Below are 20,175 nucleotides of genomic sequence, written 5' to 3' on the forward strand. Positions count from 1 at the left end.
GTCCTTAGAATTTGATGTTCATCCCGAAGGTGAATGTTTTCATGATGGGGTAGAAATCACCGGTATTGTCGTTGATTTCCGGGTCAAAACCTGGGTAGAAGTTGTCCCAGGTGAAGAGGTTCTGGGCACTGGCGTAGAATCTCCAGGAGCTGATTTTTACTTTTTTGGTCAGTGTCTGTGGCAACGTGTAGCCCAGCACCACGTTTTTCAACCGCAGGTATGCGCCAGACTTGATCCAGTAAGACGAAGGCCGGTAGTTAGGATTGTCAGACACATTCTTTATGCTCAGCTGTGGGTAAGCGGCCCCGGTGTTCTCAGGCGTCCAGAAGTCTTTCTGGAACTCATACATGGTACCCTGGAAGCCACCGGAGTAGAACGGCTGCACGCCGGTACCAGACATGTAGTTGTCACGCTTGCCTATGCCCTGGAAGAAGACAGTGGCGTCAAAACCTTTGTACTGGGCGGCAAAGTTGGCGCTGTACTCATAGCGTGGCATGGAGTTACCCAATACTACGCGGTCATAGGTGTCAATCACGCCGTCTGGAATTCCGTTAGGGCCGCTCACATCGCGGTACTTCACGTCACCGGGTTTGTTGCCGGTAATACGCGGAGAGGAGTTTACCTCATCCTGGCTCTGGAACAGGCCTTCGGCGATATAGCCATAGTAAGAATTGTAGGCATAGCCCTCACGGCCAATCAGGTTTCCGGTCACGTACTCCTGCCCATTCAGGTTGGTCACCTCGTTTTTCACGTCTGAGAGGTTAGCCGTTATCTGGTAGTGGAAATCCTTGACATCATCTTTCCAGGTCACGCCCAGTTCCCAACCCGTGTTGCGCATGGTACCGGCATTCACATAAGGAGCGGCGGCACCTACGTAGTTAGGAATAGGAATGCGCTGAAGCATGTCCTCAATGTCGCGGCTGAAATAGTCAGCGGTGATGGTGAGTTGGTTGTTCAGCAACCCAAAGTCAGCGCCTATGTCAAAGATTTTGGAGGTTTCCCACAGAATGCCCCGGTTGGGGGTATCTAACAGCACATACCCTGGGCTAACGGAGTTATTGAAGAAATAATTATAAGCATTGCCGGCGGCATAAGAAGGGTAGGTAGGATAAAAGCCAAAGGTACTGTTCCCCAGGTTCTGGTTGCCCAAAGCACCGTAAGAAGCCCTGATTTTCGCCTCATTTACTACGTTAGAGATGCCTTCCCAGAACTTCTCCTGGGAAACACGCCAGCCGGCAGAGATAGACGGGAACATGCCCCAGCGGTTGCCATCCTGGAATCTGGAAGAGGCGTCCCAGCGGCCGTTCAGCTCCAACAGGTATTTCTCGTCATAGTTATAGGCTACGCGGCTGTAGAGAGACACCATGGTCTGGCGTCTGCCACCAGACAAAGCTATCTGTGTGGCAGGGTCGCCGCTGCTGAGGTACGGTAGATCCGGGGTCAGCAAATTGGCGCGGGACCCGTTGATGAAATTGTAGATATTGTCTTCTGTGCTAAAACCGCCCAGCAAGGTAAGATTATGTTTCCCGAAAGACTTGTTATACGTAGCCTGCGTACGGAACAGGTCTTGCCCAATATCTGTAGACATGTCTGAGATAAAGGAGTTAGGCGGATAGAGGGTTTTCAGTTTCAGCACATTGTTTACCAAGTCCGGCTCATACACCTGGTATTGTCTGATCAGGTTGGTGCTCCGTTCATTGGCTCTGTTGATGCTGTAAGTGGCAAATAGCTCTAGGCCTTCAATAGGAGTGTAGCGCAAGGTTCCGCTGATGATTCTGGAGTTGGTGATCTTGTCATTGAACCCTGAGGCCTCAGCCTGCGCAATGGGGTTACGGTTTTCCCAGCCGGCACCGTACTCACCGGTGTTGAATCTGCCGGGCACATACGCGGGCAAACCAATGGCCTGCCGGATGAGGAACCCAGGGGAAGAATCTCCCGGCCAGGTTCTGTCACCACGGTTCATGACCAAGTCCATGGAAGCCATCAACCCTTTGGCCAGTTCCATGTCGGTATTGAACCGGAAGTCTATCCTTTTGTAGTTGGTGTTTTGGGTAAGTCCGTTCTGGTTAAGATAAGAACCAGAGGCAAAGGTCTTGATTTTGTCTGTGCCGCCAGTTAGGATGAGGTTATGGCTCTGCATAGCCCCGTTATTAGACAACACTTCGTCTACCCAGTCTGTGTTGAAGAGAGAGAAATTGTCTGGTCCGGTAGCCTCATAGCGGGCAATGGCATCTGTGAAAGAAGGCCGGTTGCCGTCGTTTACCTGGGCAATGTCAAAATACTTCATGTGGTCCAGGGCATTCACCTTGTCTGGCATGTTGGTGGCTTTCTGCCAACCAGCGTACATGTTGTACTGCACGTTAATGCCCTTGGCACTGCCCCGCTTGGTAGTGATGAGTACCACCCCATTCGCTGCTTTTGACCCGTAAACTGCGGCAGCGGCGGCGTCTTTCAGAATAGAAATACTTTCAATGTTATTGGGGTCAATGGCATCTAAGCTCATCTCCACGTTGTCTACCAACACCAACGGATTGCTACCCGCCGCAATAGAACCTAACCCTCTGATCCGGATGGTAGGGGAATCACCGCCCGGCAAGCCGGACTGCTGCTGCACATTCACCCCGGGGGCAATACCCTGCAAGGCCAAACCGGTAGAAGCCACGGGGCGTTTGGTCAACTCCTGTCCTTCCACCACAGACACTGACCCGGTCAGGTTCACCTTCTTTTGGGTTCCGTACCCTACCACCACTACTTCGCCTATTTGTTTGGCGGCGTCTTTCAACACTATGCTTAATGCGCTGTTTCCCTGTACCGCCACTTCCTGTGACTCATAGCCAATGTAATTAAATACCAGCACTGGATTTGCCTCCGTCACTTGCACATTGAAACGGCCCTCCACATCAGTAGATGAACCATTGGTGGTGCCTTTCACAATGACAGAGACGCCAGGCAAAGGTACTTTAGCGGCATCTGTCACTACTCCTGTCACTGTTCTACTCTGTGCCATTACGGTCACAGACGCACAGAATATTATAAAAACGTGAAGCATAAGGGCAACAAGAAGTTTCTTGCAAATTGCCCCTCCTGGTGGGTTTACCATCATTTTTTTAGTTTGGCGTGAGAAAAGGATTGTGGTGATTAATAAAAGAGTTATTGCCCTACAGGTTGACCGTCAAAATTGATTTTCACGGCAAACGGGTTTAAGAGACGGTCTACCAGCAACGCAGCCTCGCGGCGGTTTAACTCAAGCTCAGGTGATGCAGCTCTGTTTAGTTGCAAGGCACCGTATTCAGCGGCTACTTTGTCATAAGTGACAGCGGAATTCACTGTACCCAGAATTTCGCCCAGAAACTTGAGGGTAAGATTGGCACCTGAGGCCTGAAAGGTTTTCAAGGCTTCATAATAAGGCTTAAGGCCAGATACCAGTTCGTATTCGCTCACGGGGCGCTCTGGATAGAACCACGTTTGGTTCGCCCATTTGTACGGCAGCCCGGTTCCTTTTAAGATGCCGGTGGCGCCTATGCGTTGCAGGGCAGCAAAATGGGGATCCTGCGGCTTCACGTCAATGTACGGCATAAGGTAGGCTTTAGAATCTAACAGGGCCTGCTGCACCTCGCGTATGTTCACATCTTTAGGCTGCACGTTGTTTTTGAGCGCCACGGCCGCCAATGCGCCAGCCGCCTGGCCAATACCCAGCACTACCGGCTGCAGACGGGTAGCCCCGTTCACTATGTTGGTCACCCCAATGCTTTTCTCGGCTACTATCAGCCCCTCTACCCCCTGCGGAATCAACGATCCCAAGGGCACATTGTAAGAAGGCACCTTGATTTTCACAAAGTCAATGGCGGGGGCATTGGGGTTCTTGAGGTGATGGTGGTCAATGGTATAATCCCCAACGGCTACGCCAGTACGGTAATACGCCTCTTTCTGGTCATAGGGCTTTGCGACATGCTGCAGGGCGAATTGCGCCAAGCCTTTTACCCTCCTAGACTCACGGTGGTACGGAATCATAGGGAAATCATCTTTGGTAGGGAACTCATCTTGGGCTATGCCAAAATTCCTGAACCCGAGCTCTGTCTGCAGATAATACACAAAGCGCAAGGTGTGCAGCTTGGCTTCTTTTAAAGCCTCTGCCCGCTCTGCAGGTGTTTTCTCAATAATATTCAGGTAAATATCATTCCCGCATTTAGGCCAGTTGATCATGTACTTGCCATTGGGCAGCTTGCCGTAGCCCATCATCTGGAGGCAGTTGTTGTTGGGGCCGCCGTCAGCGGCGGGGTCAGACACGTCACAGGCGCAGTCAAATTCTTTAGGGTTGTACCCCGCCGGTTTCTTAATGGTCTTGTCTACGCCCTTAGGGTATTCTTTCAAAACCACTACATACGTCATGTCTTGAATGATGTCATTGGCCTGCTCCGGGGCAAACTCCTCACCGGTCTCCTGCCTGCTGTCCATGCCAATGTCATATTTGGCTCCGGCTTTGGCCATCACATCACCCAACTCTGTGGCGTCAATGATTAATTTCGCTTCTATGGTACGGGTTTTCTTACCGTTTTTCACGGTAACCGTCCACCCCGCCCCTTTTTTCTTCACATCTTGCCAGGTGGTGTTGTACCAGATGGTAAGGTTCTTCTCATTGGCCAACTCTTTAAGCATTCTGTTCCCTATGCTGGGCTCAAACAGGGTATTACTTACCCATCCTGTCTCTACCGCCGCCGGGCCGCCATAATAGTTGTACAGTTTCTGCCGGAACTCCCCCCATAACCCAGACGGCATCTGGTGGTTGCCATCAATGGCGGCTACCCCTGCGGCCGTCAGCATGCCGCCCAGCCACTCGGTTTCCTCCACAATAAGAACTTTGGCCCCCATTCTGGCGGCCTGCACTCCCGCGGTTGTGCCACTGGCACCCCCACCAATGATCAACAAATCTGTTTTAACCTGAGCAAAGGCTGCTGGGGAGCCCAGAAAGCACAGTAAAGATGCTAGAAGTATGGTTAACCTGTTTGAAAACATGATGCATTTTTATTTCTCCTCTAAAGTAGTAATAAAAATTATTAACCTAAAATAACTTATTAAAATTCTTTATTAAGTGGCCGTTTTTTTACGGTGTTGATAAAAACAAAGTAAAAGCTGGGGAGAAATTATTAATATTATCTCTTGGTTCTGCTGCTTCCTTTTTGAAGAGCTAAAAAGTAGCATTCTTATATAATATGATCTATCCACTATATTATCTAATATGACAAAAACTTTCTTTGAGGAAATTAACAGCAATAGTCCTACTGGGGTGGCATACAAAAATGTAAACCTCAAGAAGAAGGTTATCTCTTACTTTGCGAACACCGGTAATGCCACCATTGCAGAACTGGGGAAGGAGCTAAATCTAAGCATACCCAAGATCACCAGCCTGCTTGGGGACCTGATACAGGATGGTTTGGTACGTGACCACGGCAAAATAGACTCTACCGGCGGCAGAAAGCCCAATGTCTATGGCCTTGCCCCAGATTCTGGCTTCTTTTTAGGGATTGATGTGAAAAGAAACCATATCAATATTGGTCTTACTGATTTCCAGAAGAACCTGGTCAGCAGCATTGAGAAGTACGCCTACCGCCTTAGCAACAATGAGGAATCTCTGCAGGAGCTTTGCCAGATCATCAATGACTTTATAAAAAAGCTCCCAATCCCCAAAGAAAAGATTTTAGGCATTGGCATTAACCTTACAGGGCGGATCAACTATTCTAAAGGCTACAGCTACAGCTTTTTCCACTTCTATGAAGACCCGTTAAGCCAAGTCATAGAGTCACAGGTGGGCATCAAAGTCTTTCTGGAAAACGACTCCCGGGCCATGGCCTACGGCGAGTTCTGCTCTGGCGTAGTGAACAATGAAAAAGACGTGCTCTTTTTGAACCTGGATTACGGTCTAGGCATGGGGGTCATGATCAATGGCCAGCTTTATTATGGCAAATCAGGCTATTCTGGTGAATTTGGCCACATGCCCCTGTTCCAGAACGAGATTATTTGCAAGTGCGGCAAAAAAGGGTGTCTGGAAACCGAAGGATCAGGGTGGGCGCTTATTGAAATGTTTAAAGAGAGAATTCAGGCTGGCGCCACCACCCTTATTGCACGGGAAGGCTTTAAGCCAGAAGATCTAAAACTGGAAGACATTATAGAGGCCGCCCAGAATGATGATGTGCTGGCCATTGAACTGATTGCTAAAGTTGGTGAGAAAATAGGCAGAGGAATTGCCCTGCTCATTAACATTTTCAACCCAGAACTGGTGATTTTAGGAGGAAGCCTCTCTTCAACAGAAGAATACATTCTGCTCCCTATCAAGAGCGCCATTAATAAATACTCCTTGAGTTTGGTAAACAATGACACGCAGTTAAAGGTGTCAAATTTAGGTGAGGAATCTGGCGTTATTGGGGCATGTCTCCTGGTACGCCACAGATTGTTAGCCTTAGAGCATATTTAGCAGATAGTCTGGGTTGACCAAAGTATAGAACAGATGCCCCTTGCATCTACTTCTTGATACTGCTGAAACTGCTTTTTCTGAGCATGGCTTTGCTTTTGCCAACAAATAGAAAAAGAAGCGGTGCTTTTTTAAATAGAGGGGCTCCGCAAGTTCATGCTTTCTGTTTTCGGCCTGTTTTTTGGAAAACAGGCCGAAAACAGAAATGGCGGCATTTTAAAATCGGGATGTTGCCACCTTTTCCCGGCAGCACTAAAACCGCCATTACCATCACAGTTGAATACATTATAACTGAGCTGTTTAGGGTTCTTGAAACTGCCTATAGATGGGATGTGATTTTTTCACGTTCTTGCTTTCTGTTTTCGGGCTGTTTTCCAGAAAACAGCCCGAAAACAGAAAGCAGCTTCTATATGCCTAGAGGGCCGGCACCAAGGATTTAACTAGGTTAAATTCTTGGTGCCGGCCCTCTAGGCATATAGAAAGTCATTCAACTACCTCTTGATCACCCTTCGCAAAACGTTCCCCTCTGGTGTTTCAAGCAGGACCATATAAACCCCAGCAGGCACAGCTGAAAGGTCTAATCTGACTGAATTACTTGCCAAGGTCCTGGTTTGCAGTACAACCTTACCTACCATACTGATCACCCGCAAAGTAGATTTCTTCGCAATCACATCAGGATAACTTAAATACAGCACCCCATCTGTTGGCACCGGGTAGGCCTGCACAGTTCTTTCTATCTCTGCCAGTGCTTTTTTAGAACCAGTGACCCCGCCCACTTTCTGAAGCTTGATAGCATCAATGGTCACATAAGTGGTAGCAGTACCTGCAGTTGCCAGATTAGTTACCACCAATGAATCATTCGGCTTCAGATCATACGTCCCTACCAGGTTAAACGCTGAACCATTAATGGTCTGATCTACTTTGACCACTGGCTGGGCCACCCCTTCCCGGTAAATGGTATAGGGAGTATCTTTCGCCCTGTTGGTTGAAGCCACCCACCACGCATAGACCTCATACCGCCCTGGTTCCAGATCTTTGAAAGTATAACTGGCAATTCTATTCCCAATACCGGTGGGCACAATCTTGGCTTTAGAGGGCCCATAATACCCAGCGTTCCCGGTCTCAGTCCAACCGTTTCTTGCCTGGAAAATGTTGGTCATCTCTGTGTCATAAATGATGGGCTCCGGTGCCCGCTGCTTTAAGATAAGGGACGTTGGCATTGCCCGTTCTGTCCCGTCAGATGGCTGTATGGTAAGCTGCCCTTTCACCACCATGGTAGAAGAGCCGCCACCGTCAAGGTTAAGCGCCTCTACCGCCCCAAGGCTTACCATGATATCTGCCAGCTCACTTAAGGTCACCCCTGCACTTACCCCAGGGTTGCCTCCTTCTACCACCAGCATAATCATCTTTTTGGTAGCGGTGTACCCAATAGCTGTCCGGGCCCTGCGGGAGGTGTTATCCACTACAATCATCTCAGCTGCATCTGTAATATTTTTCACCCCGTTCTGCACCAGTACAGGTGCCCCGCCTATGGCTATTTTAGGGTTCCACACCTGCCCTCCCGCCGGAAAATCAGCAGTTGGCTGAGGTTGGGGAGCAGAACCCAGGGCATTGGGACTAGGAGCCGGATAACTATAGGTTGTATTTGCAGAACCTACATTATAGACCCAGGTGACATCCAGGTCATTATTTGGGAACACCCCAAAAGCACCTCTGGTTGTAAAATAAGGGGTAGAAGCCCCGTTATAGTCCCTGTTGAACGATTTTACATTTGGTGCAAGCACAGATCCTTCCTGTACAACAAGGCTCAAAGAGGTGTTCCCGGCAAAAAAGCCGCCGTTGATCCCCACATACGCTGGTTCACGTTGGGCCGCCATAAAATCTGAGGTGGTTTTTGAGGCAGTACCGCCGCCATACTCCGTTTTCAGCTCAAGTTTAGGATCTGAAAGATCAGCCACCGTATAGTAGGCCTTCATGGGAACCCCCGCCGCAATGGGTGAGGCAGTAGTAAAAACCTCTACAGAAGAGGGCAAACCCGCATTTAGAGCGGCAGGTTTAGACCATGTTAGTTGTTGAGCCTCTGCCAGCTGTGGTAGCACCACAAGCGCAGGAAGCACCATCAAAAGAATTTTAAAAGCTTGTAATTGTTTTGTCATAGCAGGCAGTAACTTATTAACAATAATTTTATTTAAAACTAACTTTATTAAATTAATTTCAAAACAATTGGTAATAAATAATTTATTTAAGATTCTGCTGTTTGACTGGCTGAACAAACAAAGATTTGCGGGTAGGGCCTGTTTACAGGTTGAAAAACTTGCTTAAACAGGTTACACTCACTCAGACCGACTTCTGTTTTTGGTCTGTTTTCTGAAAAACAGGCCGAAAACAGAATCTAAAAGGGGATATTATGAAGAGTAGAAGGTAGGTTGGGGAGGGTTGCTAGTGAACCACAACCTTTACTTTTTTGTATCCTGCCTCTGTCTCTACCAGCATCAGGTAAACCCCAGCTGCGGCTTTCAAATCTGAAATAGCAATACTATTTGCCGCCGCCCCTTCTGAGAAATATCTTTTATACACTGCTTTGCCAGTGGTGTTTACAAGAGTAAGTGACAGAAGCTTGTGGGGAAAACGGTTTGGCAACCGGACTGTGAAAGAACCAGTGATAGGATGGGGCATAACCAGCACCTCTCTTTCAACAATACCTCCTTCCCTTACTCCTAGCGGAGGGGCAGTCTCATGGTCCAGTTTCCGGTTCCTGACAATCATGACGGCATCTGCACTCAGGTACTGGTCTGCGGCAAGATTAGTATTTGTGAGTTTTACTACTCTCTTTCTGCCTGCGGTCAGATAAAAGTCACCGAGTTTAACCCAACCAGCCATGAGGGCATTGGTTTGGTTCACAGTCTTGACCGTTACCGTGCCCTTTGAATCAAACACCTGAAACTCTGCACTCGCAGTTCTGTTATTGGCCGGAGTATTGAAAACATACACTTCATAAAATGCCTCTGCAGGAACGTTTAGAAAATACTCTATAGATAAGTTCCCAGATGCCCCTCCGTAGACACTCCTGCCATTGTACCCTTCTATTGAACTGGGCGCCCATGCCCCGGTTTTAATAACATTATCTGTATCTGTATGAAGGGCAACAGCTTTATGGGCCCGCCAGTCTGCAGAAGCATAAGGAGGATGGCTAGGGGCAGCGTATCTGGTCTGCTTCAGATACTTAAACGTGCCCACCAGATCATCATAGAACCAGATGGCTGCTCCTTTAAAACCTAACTCATTGGTGCTGTTGATGTAGTCTACCAATTGAGCACCTGTCAATTTGGTACTCCCCGGGCTGGCAGCAAAAGACGGATAAATCTGCTCATAATTGGCCACCGAGCGCTTGGTATAGGTATTCCAGCTCTGAAAAGCTGTAAGGCTAGACGTATAGCTTTGCATTTGCAGATTATCTACTTTGCGGTTAGAGATCCACCACTTCCAGTCTTGCAACAAATTCTCATACGCCGTATAGGTAGACGCCCCCATTTGGCTGGGAGCACTGGAGACATTCACCTGGGGGTTTGCAGCCTTTAGCGCATCATAGAGGTTGGCCACAAATACATTCAGCTTTTGGGCTCGCCACTGCGTCCAGGCGGGTTCTGCCACGTCAGACGGAGGCGCTGCCCCGCTGTGCTCACGTTTGTACAGATCTACGGTGAAGGGGTCATACCCATACTCCTTGCTTGAGTACCTGATCCGGTCCATCTCAACACCATCAACATCGTAGTTGTTTACTACTTCTGTCGCCAGGTCAATCAGGAACTTCTGCACTTCGGGGTGGCTGTGTACCATCCAGTAAAAATTACTTCCGTCTTTTTCAACCCCACTTTGCGTTTGGGCCACCCAGGCGGGGTGGGCATCAAAAACAGGGCCCTTAGATCCTGCCCCTGCGGGATTATACCCACCTACAAACCCATATTCAAACCATGCCTCCACGTGCAGCCCTACCCTATGCCCCTCGGCAATGGCTTCTGCCAGAATATCCCTATTGGCGTAAGCAGGATCAATAGAAATACCTGTATGCTGCTTAAAGACCTCACTCTGCCAAAGCGGGTACCCCCTGCTCCAGACGTTTACATACACCACATTGAAATTTGCCGCCGCCAGGCTGTCCATCTGGCTGGCTAGCTTCGCCTTGCTGGTAAAAGAGGTCCTGGCGAGCCACGTACCGCGCAATTCCTGCGCCTGCACTACGTGCTGTGAGACCAGAACCAACAGAGCGGCTATACAGGCTCTCGTCTTATTCAATAGTGTAGCTCTTTGCATTTATTTTACAATCAGTTCATCTGCCATAATATAAGCGGCGCCCCCTGCACCAGGGTGGCCGGGTGGGCAGACACGCCTATTCACTGCTACTACTTTTACATACCGCACCGGTTTCCCCTTTCCTTGGGCTGAGAAGACAAGGCGGTACGGCTTTTCTGTTTTTCCTGACTGACCGGCAGTAGCTACAGGCACTTCTTTAAAAACCTGATCAGACCCCGCCACATAGAAGGCAACCTTGGTGGGCAAGAAGATCCAGGAGTTGACATCCTGCAGAAAGGCAATAGAGATTTCCTGTAATGGAATCTCTTTCTCAAGATCTAGAGTAGCTTCTAAATTTTCCTTTTCCACCCCCTGCCAAAAGCCTTTCCTGTAGTCTTCGCCCCCCAATATTCCATCTGTGAGGGCCATTTCCCCTCCTGCCGCATACACAGGATGGTAGCCGTATTTCAAGCCTGCTCTCTTATAAAGGGCCAGATGTTTTTCAAAAGAAGCCTTGGCGGTTTCCCCCAGTTTCTTTCCATTTTTATAAGGAGCAACTTTCACGGTAGTAGAGGTAGAGAACAGAATGGGGTTCCCCTCATATTTTTGGGAGCTCAGGGTTGGCTCTGAACCATTAAGCGAATAATACAGGCTTACATTCTGCAGGCCTGGCTGCAGTGAAAGGGCAAAAGTCTGGGAAGCTGGGGTATAGGTGGGAACAAACTGGACCGGCCAGGTCTCAAAACCATAGTCTACTCCAACCTTATCAAGGTACGGGTAGTGCTGTTGCAGCCTGCGGTGAAAATCAGCAAAGAGATCTGGCTGGGTAGTTTTCCCGTGCCACACGTTTTCAGAAAACGCCAGCAGCCTGGGGAATACCATTTCATCTACCCGCTCTTGTGGCACACCTTCCGTCCAGAGCGCGGCTTCTGCCCCTAGCAGCAGCCGCTGCTCTTCCTTAGACAAGGTTGAAGGGGAAACAGGAGCCTGGTACACTTTCTCCAGGTTGGTGATCCCACTGTTTAAATCGAAATAAAAAAAACTCCGGAAAGAGGTGATGGCAGGCAAGCCTAACTGCAAAGCTTCTTTCAGTTGCTTTTGCCCGTGCCACACCTGTACACGCGTGCCTGACGGGGCACCACCTTTCAACACCTCGTCCCAGGCAACGGGCACTTTGTGCAGGTTGGTTAGCATATCTGAAACCCGTTTGGTAAAATACCCTTGCAGAGCTTCTTCATCAGGCAAGTTTTCAGCCCTTATCCGCCCCTGGCATTTAGCACAAACCCGCCAGCGTTCTTTGGGTGCCTCATCTCCCCCTATGTGCAGATATTGCCCCGGAAACAAAGCTGCTACCTCTGTCAGCACATCTTTCAGGAACGCATACGTTTTCTCATTCCCGGCACACAAGATGTCTGGATGCACGCCGGCGGCAGTGGCTACTTCAAAAGGACCACCGGTACAGGATAATTCAGGGTAAGCGGCCAACGCCGCCTGCACATGGCCAGGGGCATCTATTTCAGGAACAACCGTGATGTATCTGGCCCTGGCATACGCTACAATTTCCCTGATATCTGCCTGCGTATAGAAGCCGCCATGCTGCGTGCCGTTGGGCTCAGTACGCCAGGCACCCTTTTGGGTCAAGGCTGGGTATTTTTTAATTTCAATACGCCAGCCCTGGTCATCTGTGAGGTGCAAGTGCAGCTGGTTGAGTTTGTATAAAGCAAGCAGGTCAATGTACCGCTTGATAAACTCTTTAGACATAAAGTGCCGGCTTACATCCAGCAGCAGGCCCCTCCACTTATAGGCAGGTTCATCTTGTATTTCTCCCCCCGGCAGCCATATTTGGTTTGCCGGTGCATGTAGGTAAGTGAGTTGCCGAAGGGTCTGCGCCGCCCAAAACAAACCTGCAGGGGTTTTCGCCACACATTCTACCTTTCCCCTGGTAATTTGGATCTTGTAGGCTTCAGGGCCTACCTCCAGATCTGGGTTCAGGCGGAGCGCTATGTAATTGCCCCTGCCCCTTTGCCCCTGCCGTTTTAGTGGCAATTCCTTTCCCAGCTGTTGCCCCAAAACACTGGTCAGATAGTCTGCTATCTGGTTCACCTCTGGCAAAGTGGTCTCTACCACTACAGCGGTTTTACCATTGACCAAGAAAGCTTCGTTCCTTTTGACAACCTTGGCGGGAAGCGGGATCAGCGCCAGACTTTGTGCAGCCCCTGCGGGCACAGATGAAGTCTGGGGGGCACAACCGCTAAAAAACAGCAACAGGCATGCCGCCAACCAATAAGGACTGCGCACCCACTTCCTCCTGATTACCTGCATACGTTCCTTACTTTGCCAAATACGGTTTAACAATCTCTACCCAAAGCTTATAGCCAGCCGGCGTCATATGAATGCCATCTCCAATGTAGAGCTCTGGCCTGGGCTTGCCGTCAGGACCCAGCATAGGCGTGGAGACATCTACAAACTTGACCTTTCTGTGCCACCAGGCATACCGTTTTATCTTCTTGTTGGCTTTTTCTGATTCAGGGTACATGCTCCAGCGGGCTGGGCTGGGTTTGATAGACAAATACACCAGTTCTGTCTTTGGCAGCTCGTCCCTCACTTTTTTGGCGAAGGCCTTGAACTTCTCAAACGTCATGTCTGCATTCTTCCCGCTGGCAATGTCATTGTCACCTGCGTAAAAGAAAATTTGCCTGGGCTGGTACTTTTTAATGATCCGGTCAAAATAATAAACAGCATCCCCTATTCTGGAGCCTCCAAACCCTCTGTTGAGCACAGGTTTATCAGGGAAGTCCTGCCCCACGCTGCGCCAGCCTCTCACAGAAGAGCTTCCAACAAACAGGATTCCTCCGGGGGGCGGCATCTTCAGGCTGTCGCTCTTCTCAAACGCCATGATCTCTTTTTCCCAAATGGTGGGGTTGTCTGGTTTCTGCGCCAGAACAGGAGAAACAGAGCCACAGAAAAAAGTGATCAGTATTCCCCATAAAAGGCCGGTGAAGCGATGGCTTACTGGTTTCAAATTCATAATTGGTTTTGATTAGGATAAAGGGAAGGCTGTTTCTGGCCTGTTTTCTAAAAAACAGGCCAGAAACAGCTTTCCCATGATGGTGCTACCTGAGGACAGAGCTTACCGCTTGGTTTTCTTCTCTACCTTTTTAATCTCTTTGGTAAGCTCACAGGCTATTTGCACAAAGCCCAGATCTGTAAGATGGATTCCGTCAACGGTGCCTTCCCCTGATGCCAAAGCCAGGTTCTGGTTAGAAACATAGTGCAGATTCTTGATGCCTGAGGCGGTTAAGGTTTTATAGGCATTCTTCAGATGCTGGTTTTTAGACTTCACCAACCCGGCTACGCGGGTATCTATCCAGCTATGGGCATAGTTGATGTTCTCTACCACCACAATGGGCACTCCTGGTTTTTTCTCCCGCAGCACCTTCACAAATTCAACCACCTTGGGTTCTACCTCCTCTGGCGTCATATTGGGCATACAGTCCAGTACATACATGTTGGCATCTATCTCGGCTAAGAGATGGGCTAACTCCACATCCATCTTTCCGTTCCCGGAGAAGCCCAGGTTGACAACCTCCTGGTGCAGCGTGCGGCCAATAATAGCCGGATACGCCATGCCCGCCCGCGAGGCACAGGCGCCCTGCACTATAGAAGTACCGTAAAACACCAGAGGTTTTTCTTTCTCTGGGTTCACATCTTGCATAGTGGCGCCCGCCTCTACCCCAATAGAAACCGTATCAACCCCGTCATATAAAGGCAAATACAGCATAAACTCCCGGTCTGCGGCAGGCATGCTGCTCGCAATCACCTCCTCGTTGGCTTTACCAGAAGGTTTTCCAACCCCTACCCATTTCCACTCCTGGCCGTTTTTGGCGTAGAGATCCACCCCTTTCACCGCGGTGGGGGCCATGTGGTTAAAGCTGTTATTGGCCCGCACGTTCCAGCGCACCTTGATACTCTTAGAATTCGTTTTAAACTGCACGTAAACCCCGGCAGAATGCTTAGAAAGCTTCCAGACGGGTGCCGTGACCATGGTTTCGGCTTTAGCAGGAAGCCGGGTGTAGGACTGGTGCAGTTCTTCCCACCCCAGCCCCTTTAAAGAAAGCTTCTGCACATCATGCCAGTCTGTCTTCTCTGCGGCAGGCAGGGCGGCGGGAGCAGAACCCTTGGCCCCACGTTTCAGCGGCCCTCCCTCAGTCATAGAAAAGGCAAGCAGAAAGACCAGTAAGAAGGCCATCAGCTTTCCAGAAGCGGTAGTGTTTATATTAAAAACGTGCATAGTTCAGGGCTACTTCATATCTACTGGTACAAAAATCAAAGGAGTAGGCAGGCAAGACGCCCCGGGCGGAGAATACGTAAACCTGATGGTTTGCTCCTCGCCATTTGCCGCAGGCGGAAACACCTGAATCAAAATTGCCTCTGGGGCTCGCTTGGTGGTTAAGCGGTCGCTGGGCAACTGCACAATACCGCCCTCAAACTTTCCTTTATCCATCACCATGGTGGCAGCCATACCACCGCACCATTTGTTGTCATCTGCCCGGGAGTTCCAGGTCACCAGGGCCAGGCCCTTCCCGTCAGAGCTTTTCCACTTGAGCTCTACCTCATACATGACTCCGTAGTTACCGGCCAGCCTGGCAATGTGCCCGGTGGTGCTCTCATGCCCGGTAACCCATGGGTCTTTAACGCCATCTGCCACAATCAACTCGGCCGGTCCATTCTTTGTGTCTATGACGTTACTGGCAATCACCTGATAATTGCTCACCCCAAATACCCCGCGGCCCGCACCGCTTTGTGATTTAGGAGGCAGGACATTCGTTATTCTTTTGAGTGCTTGCGGGCCAGAGGTTTTCAAGTCTGTCTGCAGCACGCTCACCTCACCGGGTTGGTCTATTACAAACTCATAGAAGCCGTGTACCAACTCATCATACTTCACCACATTCTTCTCCAGTTTCTCATCAATGGTGATGGCTTCGCCGGGCTTAATGGTTCTGATTTTGCTGTCGCCTTTAGAGGCGAAATAATCTGCCAGGCCTTCTTTCCCTATTTTAAAATAGTTAGTACTGGGCGGCTGGGAGGAGTACTTCAGCATGCGGAGGTGCATCACGCTGGTACCAGTATTCTTAATGACAGCGGTGATCTTACGGTCAATTTTCTGCGGCTCCTTTACCCCATTCACGTTATACACATACAGCCTGACAGATCCCGGCTGCACTGCCTCTCTGAACGCCACGGCCTCTGGCACCCTGATGTACTCAGGGTCATCAGAGATCAGGTACTGAGGGCCGGGCAGCACTATTTTCTGATACTCAACGGGCGCATACTGCTTACCTAGAAAGCCTGGCAGCTCAATCACAGCGCCTTGCTTGCTTTTCAACAGCACTTGGTTCAGTTCAGGGGAAAGTGTTTGTGCCTTCGCCAGCAGGGAGGCACACCCAAAGAAGGCCAGAATCAGGAGGGAGCGTTTTTTCATGTTGAAAGTTTTAAAGAGCAGAGACAGCAAGACACATTGAATGCCCAAGCACCAGAGCCTTACCTCTTGTAATTGAGAAATCAGCTCTAGCTTCTATCTTGCCTGCACGTGTTTGTTTGGTTAAATATAGAGAATACTTTTTATTATTAAAAAATATTAAAATGTATTTTCTCTTTTTAATTTATTTAACTCACTCAATTATAACCCGTCTTGCTGCCTGACTTCCTGACCAAGCCTGCTAAGGCTGAACAACCCTCTCCAGATTCAGCTTAAAAAATCTAGCTTCATTAATTGGCTGGAGGCCAGAAGAACGCATTGACATTAGACACCTTACAAGAGGAGGCTCTCAGGCACCGGCACCGTTTTCTTACTACAGAAGCAGGTTGTCTGTGTGATGGACCCCAGCCGCCATCTTCTCCCTTCCATAATCCATCCTTTTAAAGGGCTGCACCCAGTTTATATTTATTTTTCTGAAGGTCTATGGGTCAAATCAAAAAAACTGTAATTTACTTACTCTTAATCCATTTAATTCAAATAGTTATCCTTTCACGCCCCCTTGTATGACAAAACTCTACCGTTCCACTTTCTTCTGGCTTCTCCTGCTCTGCCTCACCCGCACGGGGTTGGCTCAGGAAAACGATGTTCAAGACACCCTGGTTTCTGTGTTTGCCGGGCAGCAGTACCAGTTTCCCTTGAAAAACGCTACCGCCATTGGTATAAAATGCGAAGACTGCTCCCTGCAAGGCGCCTATTTTCTACAGGGCGCAGACACCTTGTGGGTGAAGACAGACCCGCACGCAGATCAATCTGCGTTGGTTTCAATTGAGAAAGAAACAGAAAACATTGCCTTCTTTAGCAGCACCGGTGGCTCTATGCAGTTCTTCTTTATCAAAGCCGGCACCGTGAAGGCTGCCAACAGAAAGAAGACGGCCCTGCGCGAGGGCTCGGGAGATTGTGCCTTTGAGGTAGTGCCCACTTCTGTTTGGCGGTTGGGCCTTGCCGCCCCTACCTATACCCGCTCCTTCACCCAAACCAAGCACGTGGCCGTTCACCATGCCGCCGGCTCAAACACCGCCACAGATTACTTTCGGGAAGTCCGGAACATTTACCTCTACCACAGAAATACCAACGGCTGGAGCGACATTGGCTACAACTACCTCATTGCCCCAGACGGCACCATCTTTCAGGGCCGTGACAACCCCACAGGGTCTTTTGATAATGATTATGTCTTTGGCGCCCATCTTTGCTCAAACAACTCTAACGCCATGGGAATTTGCCTTCTAGGGGATTACACCAGCATTCTACCCACCCAGAAGGCCATGGAGTCACTCTACAAGATCATTAAATGGAAAACCCAGAAAGACAACATAGATATCTTTGGCACCACAGAGCACCTCATTGGCCCTTCTGATTACGGCGTAAAACAACAGATGCCCAATGTGCTGGGCCACCGTGATGGCTGCCGCCCCGGGTACACCTCTTGCCCCGGCAACATGCTGTACACTAAAATGGCCGAAATCAGAAGCCAGGCAAGCTCCATCTGCCCCTTAACCACCGGGGTGGCAGAGCTAGGGCTGGACAGCCAGGCCGCCCTTTACCCTAACCCGGCAGCGGGCACTGTCATTAAAGCCCAGTTTGCCTGGTCAACCCTTGCCATTTATACCCTTGGCGGAAAACTGGTGCGCACTACATCCTCTAAAGTCAGCCAGGACATCTCCACCCAGGATTTAACAGTAGGCGTGTACGTCTTCCAATTCCAGACCCCTGACTTTGGGAAAGTAGTACGGCGGGTAGTAATTAACTAAGAGCCTGTCTTCATTTTGATTCTGCAGGTGAATACCATGAGCGTGAGGCCTACTATACCTTTTTAGAATAGGGTAAGAGCAACGCCGCGAAGACCATAAAAACTGAGGCAGTTGTCGGCTTTGGGACCGTTCTGGCAGCACCCAAAAGAAAAGCCTGAACTTGTCCTGAAATTCCCACCCTGTTTCTGACCTATTTTCCTGAAAACAGCCCCAAAACAAAACAGCCCTAAAACGGTCTCTCGTTTTAGGGCTGTTTTCTGAAAAGTAAGCCAGAAACAGGTTAGTCCTGCTGCAGGAACGGGTAGCGGTAGTCAACCGGGGGCACAAACGTCTCCTTAATGGTACGGGCGGTGGTCCAGCGCAGCAGGTTCAGCATAGAACCGGCTTTGTCATTGGTCCCGGAGGCGCGGCTTCCGCCGAAAGGCTGTTGCCCCACCACGGCACCCGTGGGCTTGTCATTGATGTAGAAGTTCCCCGCCGAGTGACTCAGCCTCTTGGTAGCCAACTCAATAGCGTAACGGTCATTGGCGAAGATAGCCCCCGTTAAACCGTACGGTGACGTCTCATCTACAATTTTCAGCGTCTCCTCAAACTGGTCTGCCTCATAGACGTGCAGCGTGAGCACCGGCCCGAACAATTCGTCACACATGGTCACGTAGTTAGGATCCTGCGCCACAATAATGGTAGGCTCAATGAAATAGCCTTTGCTCTTGTCATATCCGCCGCCGGCGATAATCTCCACAGAATCATCTTTTTTGGCGGCGTCAATGTAGCGGGCCAGTTTGTCAAAGCTCTTTTCGTCAATCACGGCGTTAATGAAGTTGCTGAAGTCTTCGGGGTCACCCATCTTGAACGATTTCAGGTCTTCCACCACATATTGCTTCACGTCTTCCCAGAGGTTGCTGGGAATGTACGCACGCGAGGCCGCCGAGCATTTCTGCCCCTGAAACTCAAACGCGCCCCGGCTAATGGCCACGGCCACTTCTTTGGCGTTCGCGGATTTGTGCGCTACAATAAAGTCTTTCCCGCCGGTTTCGCCCACAATGCGCGGGTAGTTGCGGTAGGTGTTGATGTGCTCGCCAATGGTTTTCCAGATCTGGTTGAACACGCCCGTGCTGCCCGTGAAATGGATTCCCGCAAAATGGCGGTTCTTGAAGATCACGTCTCCAGCCACCGGACCGTCTACGTACACCAGGTTGATCACACCGTCTGGCAAGCCCGCGGCTTTGAACAGATCCATGATGACCTTAGCGCTGTAAATCTGGGTGTTAGCGGGCTTCCATACCACCACGTTGCCCATCATGGCCGGTGCGGCAGGCAGGTTGGCGGCAATAGAGGTGAAGTTGAACGGCGTGAGGGCGAAGATGAAGCCTTCCAGCCCGCGGTGCTCCAGGCGGTTCCACATGCCGGGCAGAGACTCAGGCTGCAGCTTGTAGATCTCAGTCATGTACTTCACGTTGAACCTAAAGAAGTCAATCAGCTCACAGGCGGCGTCAATCTCGGCCTGAAACGCGTTTTTTGACTGACCCAGCATGGTAGCGGCGTTCATCCTGGCCCTGAACGGACCGGCCAACAGGTCAGCGGCTTTCAGGAAGATGGCGGCGCGGCTTTCCCACGGCATGTTCGCCCACTGCTCACGCGCGGCCAACGCGGCATCAATGGCCTGCTGCACGTGGCTGGCATCACCGTAATGGTAATGGGCTATCACGCGCTGGTGGTCATGCGGGGGGGTGAAGGGCTGCTTGTTCTCAGTGCGAACCTCCTGGCCGCCAATGTACATGGGAATATCCAGCTGCTGCTCCCGCAGCGCATTATATGCTTGCTGCAGTTCTGCTCTTTCTTTGCTGCCCGGGGCATAGCCCTTCACCGGCTCGTTCACCGGAATAGGAACATTAAAAAATGCGTTGGCCATATGAATGTAGGTTAGATGTCAAAATAAATCAGGTGAGCAAAGGTAAGGCTTTCATGGGGAAAAGGCTAACAGGCGCTAGGCTCCGTTTCTATAACGCCGACGTGCGGTTTTTGGCGGTTTTTGGGGAAAAACGCCCAAAAACACCCGAAAAAATTATATTGGGAAACAAAACAAAGAAAAAAAAAAAAATCAAAGCCCAACCCCCCCACAGAAGGAAAGG

At 50.0% G+C, this 20,175-nt stretch carries 13 protein-coding genes and 1 pseudogene; 4 read left to right on the forward strand and 10 right to left on the reverse strand.

Annotated elements, in window-relative coordinates:
- Window positions 1-4 precede the first annotated feature (4 nt).
- Both FHS90_RS17320 and FHS90_RS17325 read right to left on the reverse strand, forming a co-directional pair.
- Window positions 5-3,007 (reverse strand): SusC/RagA family TonB-linked outer membrane protein, encoded by a 3,003-nt coding sequence (locus FHS90_RS17320; protein WP_182513970.1) that lies wholly within the window; start codon window positions 3,005-3,007, stop codon window positions 5-7.
- 143 nt (window positions 3,008-3,150) lie between these two features.
- Window positions 3,151-4,926, reverse strand: a complete 1,776-nt coding sequence (locus FHS90_RS17325; RefSeq protein WP_246387139.1) for an FAD-dependent oxidoreductase — start codon at window positions 4,924-4,926, stop codon at window positions 3,151-3,153.
- A gap of 310 nt (window positions 4,927-5,236) precedes the next feature.
- On the opposite strand from FHS90_RS17325, the gene FHS90_RS17330 reads away from it, so the two are divergent.
- Window positions 5,237-6,469, forward strand: coding sequence for an ROK family transcriptional regulator (locus FHS90_RS17330; RefSeq protein WP_066836410.1), 1,233 nt, complete (start codon window positions 5,237-5,239; stop codon window positions 6,467-6,469).
- Window positions 6,470-6,552: 83 nt separating this feature from the next.
- Window positions 6,553-6,906: a hypothetical protein gene (locus FHS90_RS17335; protein ID WP_182513972.1), complete on the forward strand. Its 354-nt coding sequence runs from the start codon at window positions 6,553-6,555 to the stop codon at window positions 6,904-6,906.
- 51 nt (window positions 6,907-6,957) lie between these two features.
- On the opposite strand, the gene FHS90_RS22890 is transcribed toward FHS90_RS17335, so the two are convergent.
- From FHS90_RS22890 to FHS90_RS17365, 7 genes and pseudogenes are all read right to left on the reverse strand, one after another.
- Window positions 6,958-7,686, reverse strand: coding sequence for a golvesin C-terminal-like domain-containing protein (locus FHS90_RS22890; protein WP_377047770.1), 729 nt, complete (start codon window positions 7,684-7,686; stop codon window positions 6,958-6,960).
- Between the two features lie 39 nt (window positions 7,687-7,725).
- Window positions 7,726-8,622: pseudogene (locus tag FHS90_RS22895) on the reverse strand (phosphodiester glycosidase family protein); the annotation flags it as partial.
- A gap of 283 nt (window positions 8,623-8,905) precedes the next feature.
- Complete coding sequence (locus FHS90_RS17345; protein WP_182513974.1) at window positions 8,906-10,759, reverse strand: family 10 glycosylhydrolase; 1,854 nt, start codon at window positions 10,757-10,759, stop codon at window positions 8,906-8,908.
- 18 nt (window positions 10,760-10,777) lie between these two features.
- Window positions 10,778-13,078 (reverse strand): beta-N-acetylhexosaminidase, encoded by a 2,301-nt coding sequence (locus FHS90_RS17350; RefSeq protein WP_246387141.1) that lies wholly within the window; start codon window positions 13,076-13,078, stop codon window positions 10,778-10,780.
- Between the two features lie 7 nt (window positions 13,079-13,085).
- Complete coding sequence (locus tag FHS90_RS17355; RefSeq protein WP_182513976.1) at window positions 13,086-13,784, reverse strand: SGNH/GDSL hydrolase family protein; 699 nt, start codon at window positions 13,782-13,784, stop codon at window positions 13,086-13,088.
- A 102-nt stretch (window positions 13,785-13,886) separates the two neighbouring features.
- A complete protein-coding gene (locus FHS90_RS17360; protein WP_182513977.1) occupies window positions 13,887-15,005 on the reverse strand; it encodes an SGNH/GDSL hydrolase family protein in 1,119 nt (372 codons plus the stop codon).
- Window positions 15,006-15,056: 51 nt separating this feature from the next.
- The gene (locus FHS90_RS17365) at window positions 15,057-16,238 is read right to left on the reverse strand and encodes a copper amine oxidase (RefSeq protein WP_182513978.1); all 1,182 of its coding nucleotides are present in this window, start codon (window positions 16,236-16,238) and stop codon (window positions 15,057-15,059) included.
- Between the two features lie 560 nt (window positions 16,239-16,798).
- Here FHS90_RS17365 and FHS90_RS17370 point away from each other — a divergent pair.
- Window positions 16,799-18,043, forward strand: coding sequence for an N-acetylmuramoyl-L-alanine amidase (locus FHS90_RS17370; protein WP_182513979.1), 1,245 nt, complete (start codon window positions 16,799-16,801; stop codon window positions 18,041-18,043).
- A gap of 280 nt (window positions 18,044-18,323) precedes the next feature.
- Here the strand turns inward: FHS90_RS17370 and pruA are convergent, their stop codons facing one another.
- A complete protein-coding gene (gene pruA / locus FHS90_RS17375) occupies window positions 18,324-19,955 on the reverse strand; it encodes an L-glutamate gamma-semialdehyde dehydrogenase (protein ID WP_182513980.1) in 1,632 nt (543 codons plus the stop codon).
- On the opposite strand from pruA, the gene FHS90_RS22310 reads away from it, so the two are divergent.
- Window positions 19,943-20,175: hypothetical protein (locus FHS90_RS22310; protein WP_220483101.1), on the forward strand; the 233-nt coding region annotated here is incomplete at its 3' end. The genes pruA and FHS90_RS22310 overlap by 13 nt on opposite strands.

The organism is Rufibacter ruber, assembly GCF_014138425.1.
Lineage (GTDB): Bacteria > Bacteroidota > Bacteroidia > Cytophagales > Hymenobacteraceae > Nibribacter > Nibribacter ruber_C.

Bases quoted from the DNA above. Each gene is read 5' to 3' on its own strand.
- pruA (WP_182513980.1), bottom strand. From the start codon at position 19,955: ATGGCCAACGCATTTTTTAATGTTCCTATTCCGGTGAACGAGCCGGTG.
- FHS90_RS17335 (WP_182513972.1), top strand. From the start codon at position 6,553: ATGGCTTTGCTTTTGCCAACAAATAGAAAAAGAAGCGGTGCTTTTTTA.
- FHS90_RS17320 (WP_182513970.1), bottom strand. From the start codon at position 3,007: ATGGCACAGAGTAGAACAGTGACAGGAGTAGTGACAGATGCCGCTAAA.
- FHS90_RS17365 (WP_182513978.1), bottom strand. From the start codon at position 16,238: ATGAAAAAACGCTCCCTCCTGATTCTGGCCTTCTTTGGGTGTGCCTCC.
- FHS90_RS17360 (WP_182513977.1), bottom strand. From the start codon at position 15,005: ATGGCCTTCTTACTGGTCTTTCTGCTTGCCTTTTCTATGACTGAGGGA.
- FHS90_RS22890 (WP_377047770.1), bottom strand. From the start codon at position 7,686: ATGCCAACGTCCCTTATCTTAAAGCAGCGGGCACCGGAGCCCATCATT.
- FHS90_RS17355 (WP_182513976.1), bottom strand. From the start codon at position 13,784: ATGAATTTGAAACCAGTAAGCCATCGCTTCACCGGCCTTTTATGGGGA.
- FHS90_RS17370 (WP_182513979.1), top strand. From the start codon at position 16,799: ATGACAAAACTCTACCGTTCCACTTTCTTCTGGCTTCTCCTGCTCTGC.
- FHS90_RS17350 (WP_246387141.1), bottom strand. From the start codon at position 13,078: ATGCAGGTAATCAGGAGGAAGTGGGTGCGCAGTCCTTATTGGTTGGCG.
- FHS90_RS17330 (WP_066836410.1), top strand. From the start codon at position 5,237: ATGACAAAAACTTTCTTTGAGGAAATTAACAGCAATAGTCCTACTGGG.